Below are 13,172 nucleotides of genomic sequence, written 5' to 3' on the forward strand. Positions count from 1 at the left end.
CGGTGGGTAGTGCAATGAGTAATATTGTTACAGTGCTCAATACAAAAGAAACGAGTAACAATAGAAGTCACGTTATAAAGCGCATGAGCACGATAAAAATGGTTATTGGATTATTAAAAGGTATTTTGGGAACCTCTTAAATCAAAGGTTTAGCAAAAAAAATAATTTATGAAATATGGAATATAATGAAAGACGAAACATATAAAAAAGCCTAATCAAATACAGACTAGGCTTTTTTATCGTTTTAAATGCATCCTACTCATTAACAGAGGTAAGGCATAGTTTAAATTCTAGGATTAAAAAGTTAATTTTAATCCAGCGAATATTGTACGACCTACCACGTCATAAGCTCTTGGCTCAGTATTAGTACCTATAGAAGCACCACGTACTAAGATATCAGGTTGCTCGTCAAATAAGTTGTTTGCACCAACATAAACATTTAACGAATCCATCATTTGATAACTAGCAGTCATATCTAAATACATTACAGCATCCATGGTATTTAAGTCTTCTGTGTAACCACCGTTATCAGCATCAAGATATGCTTCTGTTTCGCTGCGATAGGTTAACTGAGCAAAAAGATTAAAGTCTTCAGTAATATCATACGAAGCATTCGCCGTAAGGTTTATTTCAGGGAACTGTGGACGACCTGCAAACTCTTCAACCCCGCCAACAGTTTCTTGGGTGTAATCACCTAAAAAGTTAGCATTCAAGTTTAACGATAATTCATCTATTGGTGAATAAGCTACTTTAAGATCAATACCGTTTGTAGAGATTGTGTCGGCGTTAATTGGTGTGGTAGTTAAAAATAAAATTGGACCTTGATTAACATCTCTGGTCAAGTTTCCACCACATGTTGCATCAAAGCTACTAGGAGCAACTTCATGACATCGCTCAACAAAAATAGGGGCACTTACTGTAGCGATACCATCTTCTATTTCAATATCATAATAATCAATTGAAATAGACACGTTATCTAATGGCGTAAATACTGCTCCTAGTGTAAATGAGTTAGCTGTTTCTTCTTGTAACTCTACAGAGCCGGTCTTTTTAACCTGAGTATTATTAAGCTCAGAGCCCCCTAGCTCATACACACCACCATTTGCAGCCATACGCTTAGCAATTGCGTCAATAGAAGCACAGTTTACATCGATATTGCTAGAGCCTGTATCTGTTGCGCCATTACAAGCATCAGTCGTTGTAGGCCCTACAGAGGTTGCGCCAGATGCGAATAAGTTACTAATATTAGGCGCACGCACTGAACTTGATACTTCGGTACGTAAAAACAACCAATCATTAACTGGTGCATCAAGACCTAAACGGTAAGTAAAGGTTGTACCAACAGTAGAGTAATCAGCAACACGACCCGCCAAACTTACGTTTAACCAGTCTGCTACTGGTATATATAGCTCACCAAAGGCTTCTGCAACATCAAAATCACCTTTGATAGCCTGAACTGCAGGCCCCCGCGCTAGACCCATTTGACGGAAACTATCCGGCGTTTCTATAGCTTCTTCTTTTCTGTATTCAATACCAACAGCAAAGCCCATATCAGCGAAGTCTAACTCACCAGAAAGAACGCTAGTGATAACTGTTTGCTCAACTTTTGCAATTTGGCTTGCATCAATTTGAATATATTCCATTGCTTCTTCAGAGAAGCCTACAATACCGGCTTGGCCAGCTAAGCTATCTTCCGTGCTAAATGGGTTTACTGGTATACAGCCTTCAATTCTAGCAAGTTCATTAGCACACTGATAACCACCATTACCATCAGGCTCAATAGTTACCGCTTCACGCATATGAGGCAAAAATGTTTCACCTGTCATAACGTATGATGAATTAGTAACACCGTAAGTTCCGCTAGTCTTCCATTCCATATCGTTATCTAAAATGTAGCTATAACTACCAGCAACACGGAAAGTATCGCGACTGTTATTAACTCCACGTTCACCAAATTCCCATAAACGTCGGTTAGTTCTTACATTAGAAAGGCTAGTATCACCATCATTAGCATTCATTGCAGCAACAAGCTGTGCACCTGCACTACTTCCGACAAAGTATGGACTTGTCGCGACATCTATGGGGTTAGTACCACCAGCTCCTGTTCTAAAGAGGTTACCATTCACATCAATTGGCGCTTCTTCTATCGCTGTTGATGCCGTTGTTGATGCATAGTTAACTTCAAACTCAGCACTAGAGTTATCAGAAATATCAAAACTAATACCTGTTGCAATAGTAAAGCGTTCATATGGTGTAACTATAGTACGGCCAGCATGTTGGTTATCAAAATCAGTAGTACCGATACGATTATAATTACTATCAAGTAATGGTTGATTTGTATTAAACGCGTCACCATTACCGAAAATATTCACGTCTCCATAACCAAGAAATGCACCGTCTACATGGTTAGGGCCATTGCGCACAGCAAGTGAGTCTCTTAAACCATCACCCGTAGTATCAAGGAATCTCAATTCATTAGCCGCGAAGTCTCTGTCCCTTGACATAAGCGAGTCTTGTTTTGAAAAACCAGCAGAAATCCAAGCATTTCCAGCATCAAAGTTTTTACCGTAGGTAAAGTCAATGTTAGTTTTCTCAGCACCTTTATCGGCACTTGATCCCATAGCATTGACTTCAAAGCCTTCAAATTCTTTTTTAGTAATAATATTAATAACACCAGCAACTGCATCCGAGCCATAAATAGCAGATTGACCACCGGTTAATACATCAACTCGTTCTATAATTGCTGTAGGGATTGAGTTTAAATCAACGCCGTAGCCATTGTTAGCCGATACTCCTGAAACATAACGACGACCATTAACTAATACTAACGTACGCTCTTGCCCTAAATTACGTAAAGCTGCTGTTGCAACACCAACATCGCCCGCGCCACCGCCAACAGATACGTTGCCAGATGAACCATTCATCTGCGAGGTAACCGATGGTACATTGCTCAATGCATCGCCAACAGAGATAGCACCAATACCTTCTATGGCTTCTTTGCCGATTTCTGTGATAGGTGATGATGACGTAAAGTTTGCACTACCTTTGAATATATTTGATCCCGTAACTTGAATGCGTTCAATTTCTTTTATGTCTTCCGCAGCCATTACTGTTGGACTAAGCAACGCAGCAATACAAATAGATAATGCCTTTTTATGGAATATTTTTTTATTGGTTTTCATGACTTCCCTTCTTATATACACGTTTTTATTTTTGAGTATGGACACCAACCTCCCGTGTCACACAGTTAACCTATCACACCATCATACTGCTCACAACGTGTTTATTTGATAAATAAAAAGCATAATAATTACAGAAACTTACGAAGGGTTTAATATTAAAGAATTCAGTTGAGCAGCATTTGGCGAATTAAAAATGTATCGAGATTGGTGTTGAGGAGTGGCTATGCCTTCCTTTCTGTGACGCTAAAATAAAGGTAATTCGTATTTTATTGCCGTAGAAATGATGACATAAGCTGAACACTTCATAGCCCTGAATTACAGTTTATGATACCGGTAGAAACTTTTTATTTTCCCTGAACAAGGCAGGTATGTTTTCCGTTAATATAATAAGTATGCTCAACAGCTCCATGAAAACAGTGCTCCAGAACATATAGCCCTATTGTGCTATTTCATACCCTATATACTTTTAGGTCTGCTCATTATCTATTTGATATATCGATTAATAGAGAGGATATACGGCTCTGTCACTAACGACATTATTAATACACCTAACAACATTGAACAACTGATTAAAGAGGAGAATGGCTACCTTGGCAGAAGCAAAAACAACTAATAAGATATAAACGGAAAATATACTGTGAATGGTATTTTGTGTAGGGTCTACATGACTTTGTAAAGTAATTGAGAAATATTGGTACTAAATTTTAGACATAAAAAAACCTTGTATAAACAAGGTCTTTATATGGTACCGGAGGACGGACTTGAACCGTCACGCTCGAAAGCAACGGATTTTGAATCCGTCGTGTCTACCAATTCCACCACTCCGGCGACACATGACTAAAAGCAAGCTTGCTTGAAGTGATTGGCATTATACGAGAATTGAAACGTCAATCAACAGTTTTATCTGTATAGTTTAGCGAATGAAGAGTGTTTGCTTAATTTTTATGCTATATAATTGCCTAAGGTGATAATGCATCGACCAACCACTCTTTTGCATCATCACCATTATCGAATATTTCAAAATGAATGTTCGCTAAATTATAGGCTTTCGTAAACAGCTTTTTAGATATTGGCGACGATTCACAGCAAGAAAAATCCAATGCCATTGCTTTGACATTTGATTTACTAACGAACTTGCTATGTATTTCTAAACCGCCTTCTACGGCAATGGCTTGCCCTGATAGCCTGAGCAATACACCGTAGTGCTTAATATTAATATTCTTAGCGGCTTCGTTTAAAGACAGATGCAACTGTGTGAAATACTCCATATTCCATGGACCTGACGCATCTATGATCATGATATTACCTTCTATGTGAATATCACAGCCACCATGTATGGGAAATAAGTTATCCAATATTGTACTTTCCTTGAAAACAGCAAGAAAAAGAAAAGGGCTACTGCTTAACGTTTTATATCGGCTTTGATAGACTAGCGCAAATTTTTTCGAGTATTGTTTGATGTCTTCAACTGAATATAGCCAATTTCCACGGTCAGGTTTTGTGCGACGTTTTGCGTCTTGGGTTTACGATTTGCTGTTAGCCATTGCAGTGTATATGGTGGCAGGTGCCTTTGGCTTTGGCTTATTTGCTTTAGCCGCTAATACAGGGCTTGTCATCGTGAACGATCAGCAACATCTTATCGACGTGCAACAAAACTCGTTGCTTTACAGCGCACTTATTTACACTTGGAACCTAGCCTGGGTGGCTTATTTCTTTGTTTATTTTTGGGCACGAAGTGGGCAAACATTGGGCATGAAGGCATGGCGTTTACGCTTGCAAAACCAAGACGGCAGTTTAATTAGTAAAACAACAGGCCTTAAAAGGCTGTTACCTACCGCATTCGGTTTAGGCAATTTATTAGTGATTTTTGATCGCAAAAACAAACTCAGTCTTCAGGACAGGCTAACAAGCACTGAAGTGGTTGTGTTATCGCTTGAAGCCAACAAAGGCAAACATTGGGTTAATTAATTTATCACACAGTAGAGGGCGTCAAGTCGCCCTTTTATTGATGAAATACATCGCAATAGCGATAAATATCACACTGGGCATGATTGCACCAAATATCGGTGGTAGCTGGTAAACCAAACTCAACGAGCCAAACACTTGGTTAGAGATATGAAATAACAACCCTGTCAAAACGCCCATCATAATACGTGCGCCCATAGAAACAGAGCGTAACGGACCAAAGATAAATGAAAGTGCCATCAATAACATCACAGCAACGGTAAAAGGCTGCGCAATTTTTCGCCAAAAAGCCAACAAATAACGGCTATTGTCCTGTTGATTGGTTTCTAGGTAATCCAAATAACTAACCAAACCCGTAACCGATAAGGACTCAGGTTTAACCGTCACTACACCAAGTTTTTCGGGGGTAAGGCTGGACGTCCAGGCCATCTGTTCATGCTTACGTTCTTGAATTTGGTTATTAAAAATAAATGTATCTTTAACATTTTGGAGTTGCCAGGCATTATTATTGTATGTTGCACTTTCCGCAAAGAGCCAACTCTCTAACTTCAACTGTTCATCAAAACGATAAATTTGCACCTTATTCAGCGTGCCTTGATCTTCCACTTCGGTGATATGAACAAAGTAATCTCCGTCTTTGGCCCAAACCCCATTTTTAGAAGAAATTAAACTACCACCTGAGATGGCTTGTGCCCTAACTTCTCGCGCCTTGGCTTCTCCAACAGGACCCAGCCACTCGCCAACAGCCATACTGATCAGAATCAAAATCACTGCGGTTTTCATTACCGAGCGAATAATATCAAGCTTAGACAGCCCCGCTGCTTGCATCACGACCAGTTCAGAGTTACTGGCCAGCATGCCAATGCCAATAAGACCACCGATAAGCGCCGCCATCGGGAAAAATATTTCAACATCTCGTGGGATGTAATAAAGAATGTAAAGTGCAGCGTGTGATAAATCATAGTCACCACGACCGACATCCCCCATTTGCTCAACAAATTTAATGATGCCAGAAACACTGACAAAAACAGCTAAGGTGATAAAAGTTGTCGAAGCAATTATGCGACCAATGTATGCATCAATTATGCGCATTATGCTGCTCCTGCTTTACGGCTGCGCTTAGGTAGCTTCGCTTTAATTTTTAAACCACTGCTGCGGTTTTTCAACAACAAGCTAATCCCTAACACCAAGGCAACGATATGCACTGGCCACAAACCGACATAAAACGGCAATGCCTTACCTTCTACGCCAGAGCGCATCGCAGTCAATAATAAAAAATAGGCCAAGAATAGTAATAATGCAGGTAGCATCTTGGCAAACTTCCCTTGTCTTGGGTTAACAACACTTAAAGGCACCGCAACAAAGGTTAAAATCAGACAAGCAAGAGGAAAAGCCAAACGCCATTGGATAGCCGCTTGTGCATCTTCGTTTGCATCCCCGATTAAATCTTCTGTAGCAACAGCGCTTATCTTTCTGCGCTTGTGTTCTACTTTTTGATCTTGAATTTGGATATGATATTTATCAAAGGCCACAGAGCGAAACTCACCACTTTTAATATCACTTTGATAACGCGTGCCTTTTTCCAGCACTAGACGTTGAGAGCCTGACTCTTCCTCGACCACACGCCCTTCTTCCGCATACACTAGGCTTGAGTTAATAACGCTTTCTGCCGTACCATTTTCATCCGGTAACTGCGCTACAAATACCTTTTCTAAGGAATTATTATCTCGATTTTTATCGTGGATAAAAACGACCGCTTTTTTGTTACCTGTTTTTTGAAAGCGCCCTGCAATCATGGCACTAATACCTGAGTCAGCCGCTATTTGTTCTTTGACTTGATATTCATATTCCGCCGCCATGGGAGCTAAATACAAAGTAAAAATTCCGGTAAAAATCGCGGTCACAAAACTTAAAATCAAGGTAACGCGAACCACATACCATTCGCTGACTCCACAAGCGTGAAGTACAGTCATCTCACTATCAGCATATACTCTGCCATAAGCGAGTAAGACTCCAAGAAACAAACTCAATGGTAATAACATGCCAGCCAAATCAGGCATTTTCAAACCAATGAAAATCATGACTAAGTGCCCTGGGATACCGCCTTCGGACGCATCATCCAGCACACGAACAAATTTTTGACTAATAAAAATGGTCATTAATACAAAGAAAACAGCCAATTGTGTTTTGGCAACTTCCTTTAATAAATAACGAAATATAATCACTTAAGCCCCAGGGTTATTTTTAACAGTAAAAACTTAGTTTTTTTCTGACATCTGCACAATTTTTAAGTAAACTTGCTATTTCTATAATAGTAATTAATCAAGTTGTGCATAGTAAACTTGATGAATGCGGCTATAATTATAGCCCTTAGCTCTATCAAATTCATAGTAACCTTATCTGTTAATTATAGATTTTATCAAGTTAATTAACAGTTGGTCACCGATCAGAGCACTATTAAATTGCATTTATGCACAATTAAAGTCCGTAGGAGAGCTCATGGAGTTCAGTGTAAAAAGTGGCAGTCCAGAAAAGCAACGCAGTGCATGTATCGTTGTAGGTGTTTTCGAACCTCGTCGTTTATCGTCAATTGCCGAGCAGCTGGATGAAATTAGCGAAGGTTACATCAGTAACTTACTTCGCCGTGGTGATTTAGAAGGAAAGTCGGGGCAGATGTTATTGCTACATCATGTGCCAAACATTCTCAGTGAACGCGTTTTACTTGTTGGTTGCGGCAAAGAGCGAGAATTAGACGAGCGCCAATACCGTCAAATCATCAGCAAAACAATTAACACCTTAAATGAAACTGGTTCAATGGAAGCCGTGTGTTTCTTATCTGAGTTACATGTAAAAGGTCGTGATACATATTGGAAAGTGCGTCAAGCAGTAGAAGCAACTCAAGATTGTCTATACAGCTTCAATAGTTTGAAAACCCGTAAAGAAGAGCCTCGCCGCCCTTTACGTAAAATTGTATTTAATGTCCCAACTCGTCGTGAATTACCTATTGGAGAACGCGCTATTGCCCACGGTTTAGCAGTTTCTGAAGGTATCACTACCTGTAAAAATGTGGCGAATATGCCACCAAATATTTGTAACCCTGCCTACTTGGCTGAACAAGCTAAAATTCTTGAAAATGATTACGAAACCATCACCACTGAAATCATTGGCGAGAAGGAAATGGAAGAGTTGGGTATGGGATCATACCTAGCTGTTGGCCGCGGTTCAGTTAATGAATCTTTGATGAGCGTTATGAAGTACAACGGTGTAAAAGATGACTCAGCACCTATAGTGATTATTGGTAAAGGTCTTACATTCGATTCAGGTGGTATTTCACTTAAACCCGGTGAAGCGATGGACGAAATGAAATATGACATGGGTGGTGCCGCCAGTGTTTTGGGTGCAATGCATTCATTGGCAGAGCTAAACTTACCAATCAATGTCATCTGTGTATTAGCGGGCTGTGAAAATATGCCTGATGCTAATGCATATCGCCCAGGCGATATCTTGACCACGATGTCAGGTCAAACCGTAGAAGTCCTTAATACTGACGCAGAAGGTCGTTTGGTACTTTGTGACGCCCTTACCTACGTTGAACGTTTTGATCCAGAAGCCGTCATTGATGTTGCAACATTAACAGGTGCGTGCGTTGTAGCATTAGGTAAGCACGCTTCGGGCTTATTAAGTACGCATAACCCACTAGCACATGAACTTCTTAATGCCTCAGAACAAAGTGGTGATAGAGCGTGGCGTTTACCTATTTGGGATGAGTACCACGAACAACTTGAAAGTCCGTTTGCTGATTTTACAAACCTAGGTGGCCGTGCGGCGGGCACTATTACTGCAGCAGCGTTCCTGTCTAAATTTACCAAAAAATACCATTGGGCTCATTTAGATATTGCAGGTACAGCGTGGCGCAGTGGCGGCAAAGATAAAGGCTCTACAGGTCGTCCGGTAAGCATGCTAACGCAGTTTTTACTGAACCGCGCTGGCGCTGAGCAAGGCGAATAAGCAAGATGCAATCAGCGGCAAACATACAGGCAATTTTTCATATAATGCCAGAAGGCAGCAGTGATAGTTCACACCTACACTACGCCTGTATGCAAGCTGCGCAGTATTACCGACAAAACCAACGCGTCTTTATTTATGTTAGTAGCCAAGAACAAGCTCATGAAATTGATGAATTGTTATGGGCTTTTGACGCTGACAGCTTTGTGCCTCACAATTTAGTAGGTGAAGGCCCAAAGCAAGGCGCGATGGTAGAGATTGGTTGGCAAGCACCGAAAGGCCGTCGACCCATTCTCATTAATTTAACCAACACAGTACCTAATTTTGTTGGACAATTTTCACATTTTGTAGACTTTGTGCCAAACAATGAAGCAGAAAAAATGCAGGCACGCGCCCGCTGGACAGCTTGTAAGCAATGGGGGTTTAATCCCACTGGCCTAAAAATTGACAGCACTCAATTATCTACTTTATCAACCACTAGTTAAGTAACACTCCGATGGAAAAAACATTTAACCCCTCTGACATAGAACAGACGCTGTATAACAGCTGGGAAGAAAAAGGCTATTTTAGCCCAACAGGCGATGGCGACGGCTACTGTATTGCTATTCCGCCACCTAATGTCACTGGCAGTCTTCATATGGGACATGCCTTCCAACAAACAATCATGGATACCTTGATTCGTTACCAACGCATGCAAGGTAAAAAGACCTTGTGGCAATCAGGAACCGATCACGCAGGTATCGCCACACAAATGGTGGTTGAGCGTAAAATTGGAGCAGAAGAAGATAAAACACGCCATGATTACGGACGTGATGCGTTTATTGACAAGATTTGGGAATGGAAAGCAGAGTCAGGCGGCAATATTGGCCAGCAAATGCGACGCTTGGGTAATTCTATTGATTGGTCTCGTGAACGCTTCACCATGGATGATGGCTTAAGTAACGCCGTTCAAGAAGTATTCGTTCGACTGTTTAAAGAAGATTTAATCTATCGCGGTAAACGTCTAGTTAACTGGGACCCGAAATTGCATACCGCAATTTCAGATTTAGAAGTTGAGAATAAAGACAAAAAAGGCCACATGTGGCAATTACGCTACCCACTGGCTAACGGTGCAAAAACAGCTGACGGTCAAGATCACTTAGTTGTAGCGACAACACGACCTGAAACCATGTTAGGTGATACAGGCGTAGCCGTTAATCCAAATGATGAGCGCTATAAAGACCTTATCGGTCAGCACGTGTTATTGCCCTTAGTAAACCGTCTTATTCCAATCGTTGGTGATGAACATGCCGACATGGAAAAAGGCACGGGTTGTGTAAAAATCACACCGGCACATGATTTCAATGATAATGAAGTCGGTAAGCGTTGCGGTTTGTCGATGATCAACATCTTTGATAAAGATGCTGCGATTTTAAAACAGGCACAAGTATTTGACACTAAAGGTGAAGAATCTCAAGAGTTCGATCCGTCATTACCGGAGGAGTTTGTTGGCCTAGATCGCTTTGCCGCACGCAAAGCTATTGTTGCTAAGTTCGACGAACTTGGTTTGCTTGAAAGCATAAAGGATCACGATTTAGTGGCGCCCTACGGTGACCGCTCTGGTGTAATTATTGAGCCTTTATTAACTGATCAATGGTACGTTAGAGTTGAAAAACTTGCCCAACCAGCTATTGAGGCTGTTGAAAACGGTGATATTGAATTTGTGCCTAAACAGTACGAAAACATGTATTTTGCATGGATGCGTGATATTCAAGACTGGTGTATCTCTCGTCAATTGTGGTGGGGTCATCGCATCCCTGCTTGGTATGACAATGAAGGCAACGTCTATGTTGGTCGTGACGAAGCGGAAGTACGCAGCGAAAATAAATTGTCTGATTCAATTGAATTACGTCAAGACAACGATGTACTTGATACTTGGTTCTCGTCTGCATTATGGACATTTTCTACCTTAGGTTGGCCAGAGAAGACGCCTGAGCTGAAAGATTTCCATGCAACAGACGTTTTGGTGACGGGTTTCGACATCATTTTCTTCTGGGTTGCTCGCATGATCATGATGACCATGCACTTCGTCAAAGATGAAAACGGCAAACCACAAGTACCGTTTAAACAGGTATACGTTACCGGTCTTATTCGTGATGAAAGCGGCGATAAAATGTCCAAATCTAAGGGAAATGTTATTGATCCGTTGGATATGATTGATGGCATATCGCTAGATGACTTACTTGAAAAGCGTACTGGTAACATGATGCAACCAAAGCTTGCAGCCAAAATAGCCAAAGCAACCAAGAAAGAGTTTCCTGATGGCATTGAAGCCCACGGTACTGACGCCCTTAGATTCACCTTAAGTGCCCTTGCTTCTACAGGTCGTGACGTTAATTGGGATATGAAGCGTCTTGATGGCTATCGTAACTTCTGTAACAAGCTGTGGAACGCTAGTCGTTATGTGTTGATGAACACCGAAGAAGCTGATTGCGGAAAAAACGGCAGCGAAATGACACTGTCATTGGCTGATCGCTGGATCATCGCTCAATTTGAAGAAACGGTTAAGACAGTTCATGAAACGTTTGCCAGCTATCGTTTTGACCTAGCATCACAGGCACTTTACGAATTTACCTGGAATCAATTTTGTGATTGGTATTTGGAATTGACTAAGCCAGTATTGTTTAAGGGTAATGAGGCAGAGCAACGCGGAACCCGTCATACCTTGGTTAATGTGTTAGAAGGTTTATTGCGCTTGATGCATCCAATCATGCCGTATATCACCGAAACTATATGGCAGCGTGTTGTACCGCTAACGAGTTTTAAGCCGGCAGGTGACAGCATTATGCTGCAAAGCTATCCACAATACGATGAGCGTAAAGTGGATAAAGAAGCACAAAGCGATTTGGAGTGGGTGAAAGCGTTTATTGTTGCAATCCGCAATATCCGCGGAGAAATGGACATTGCGCCGAGCAAACCACTCCCTGTATTACTTAAGAACGTCAATTTAGAAGATCAACGCCGCTTAGACGAGAATACGCAGTTCATTAGTGCTCTTGCCAAGCTTGAGTCCATTCAAGTTCTTAGTGAACAGGAAGAAGGTCCTGCTTCGGCATCTGCGGTGATCGGCAACTTGACCGTTTTAATCCCAATGGCGGGTCTTATTGATAAGGATGCGGAGATTGCGCGTCTGAGTAAGGCCATTGATAAGTTAACGCAAGATGTTAAGCGCACGCAAGGCAAGCTAAGTAACGAAAGTTTTGTCAGTAAAGCACCAGCAGCAGTTATTGAAAAAGAAAAAGCTAAGCTTAGTGACGCAGAATCACGGTTAGAAAAAATGGTTGAGCAAAAAGTACAAATTGAAGCATTATAATTTGTCTATTTTTTGAACGCATTAAAAGCCCGTCATCCTTTATATGACGGGCTTTTAATTACCTGTCATATATTTATCATAAAAACTTTCTAATTTTTTAGAGAAAAATAGAAATCACTATGTTAGACTATGTCCGCGTTGAGTTTTTGCGTTTCGGATGAAGGTTTAAATTGACTACCTGAAGTTTAGTTGGTTCACCTGACGCGCTAGTGTTATTGGATACCTTCCTCTGTCTGTACTTTTGGGTAGAGGGCATTTACTCCGTGAACGGCTAATTATAGCCACTTTTTTTTATTAATGACTCCGGAGAAATGGTATGTCAGAGCAAGTAACTGGTAAAGTAAAATTTTTTAACGAAAGCAAAGGTTTTGGTTTCATCGAGCAAGAAAACGGCCCAGACGTTTTCGTTCATTTCAGCGCTATCACAGGTTCAGGTTTCCGTACTTTAACTGACGGTCAAGCTGTAACTTTCAACGTTAAACAAGGTCAAAAAGGCCCAGAAGCTGAAAACGTAATCGCTTCTTAATTTAACGCTTTAAAGATTCTAAAGAGCAGCCTAATAGCTGCTTTTTTTATGCCTGAAATTCAAGTAAACCTTACGCGTACGCTCCGCAAATTCTAATTAGGCTGTGAGCCTAGTTAACCATCAAGTTGTACATCCAGATAAC

The 13,172-nt window shown here is 41.0% G+C and carries 9 protein-coding genes and 1 tRNA gene; 5 read left to right on the forward strand and 5 right to left on the reverse strand.

Annotated features, from left to right (window positions below; all coding sequences use genetic code 11):
- Positions 1-296: 296 nt before the first annotated feature.
- The 3 genes from QUE03_RS17180 to QUE03_RS17190 form a co-directional block, all read right to left on the reverse strand.
- Positions 297-3,182 carry a TonB-dependent receptor domain-containing protein gene (locus tag QUE03_RS17180; RefSeq protein ID WP_286263185.1) on the reverse strand — a complete coding sequence of 962 codons (2,886 nt, stop codon included), beginning with the start codon at positions 3,180-3,182 and terminating at the stop codon, positions 297-299.
- Between the two features lie 743 nt (positions 3,183-3,925).
- Positions 3,926-4,010, reverse strand: a tRNA-Leu gene (locus QUE03_RS17185).
- A gap of 131 nt (positions 4,011-4,141) precedes the next feature.
- Positions 4,142-4,537, reverse strand: coding sequence for a hypothetical protein (locus QUE03_RS17190; protein WP_286263186.1), 396 nt, complete (start codon positions 4,535-4,537; stop codon positions 4,142-4,144).
- Positions 4,538-4,640: 103 nt separating this feature from the next.
- Between QUE03_RS17190 and QUE03_RS17195 the strand changes: the two genes are divergently transcribed.
- Positions 4,641-5,150, forward strand: coding sequence for an RDD family protein (locus QUE03_RS17195; RefSeq protein ID WP_286263187.1), 510 nt, complete (start codon positions 4,641-4,643; stop codon positions 5,148-5,150).
- 21 nt (positions 5,151-5,171) lie between these two features.
- On the opposite strand, the gene lptG is transcribed toward QUE03_RS17195, so the two are convergent.
- Both lptG and lptF read right to left on the reverse strand, forming a co-directional pair.
- Positions 5,172-6,242, reverse strand: a complete 1,071-nt coding sequence (lptG, locus tag QUE03_RS17200) for an LPS export ABC transporter permease LptG (protein ID WP_286267900.1) — start codon at positions 6,240-6,242, stop codon at positions 5,172-5,174.
- Positions 6,239-7,372 carry an LPS export ABC transporter permease LptF gene (gene lptF / locus QUE03_RS17205; RefSeq protein ID WP_286263188.1) on the reverse strand — a complete coding sequence of 378 codons (1,134 nt, stop codon included), beginning with the start codon at positions 7,370-7,372 and terminating at the stop codon, positions 6,239-6,241. Before lptF ends, lptG begins: the two co-directional genes overlap by 4 nt.
- A 274-nt stretch (positions 7,373-7,646) precedes the next feature.
- On the opposite strand from lptF, the gene pepA reads away from it, so the two are divergent.
- From pepA to QUE03_RS17225, 4 genes are all read left to right on the forward strand, one after another.
- Positions 7,647-9,155 (forward strand): leucyl aminopeptidase, encoded by a 1,509-nt coding sequence (gene pepA, locus QUE03_RS17210; RefSeq protein WP_286263189.1) that lies wholly within the window; start codon positions 7,647-7,649, stop codon positions 9,153-9,155.
- A gap of 5 nt (positions 9,156-9,160) precedes the next feature.
- On the forward strand, positions 9,161-9,637 hold the full coding sequence (locus QUE03_RS17215) for a DNA polymerase III subunit chi (protein WP_286263190.1): 477 nt from the start codon (positions 9,161-9,163) through the stop codon (positions 9,635-9,637).
- Positions 9,638-9,648: 11 nt separating this feature from the next.
- Positions 9,649-12,504 (forward strand): valine--tRNA ligase, encoded by a 2,856-nt coding sequence (locus tag QUE03_RS17220; protein ID WP_286263191.1) that lies wholly within the window; start codon positions 9,649-9,651, stop codon positions 12,502-12,504.
- A 316-nt stretch (positions 12,505-12,820) separates the two neighbouring features.
- Positions 12,821-13,030 carry a cold-shock protein gene (locus QUE03_RS17225; protein WP_286263192.1) on the forward strand — a complete coding sequence of 70 codons (210 nt, stop codon included), beginning with the start codon at positions 12,821-12,823 and terminating at the stop codon, positions 13,028-13,030.
- The last annotated feature ends 142 nt before the right edge of the window (positions 13,031-13,172 follow it).

The sequence above is a fragment of the Thalassotalea atypica genome, from assembly GCF_030295975.1.
Lineage (GTDB): Bacteria > Pseudomonadota > Gammaproteobacteria > Enterobacterales > Alteromonadaceae > Thalassotalea_F > Thalassotalea_F atypica.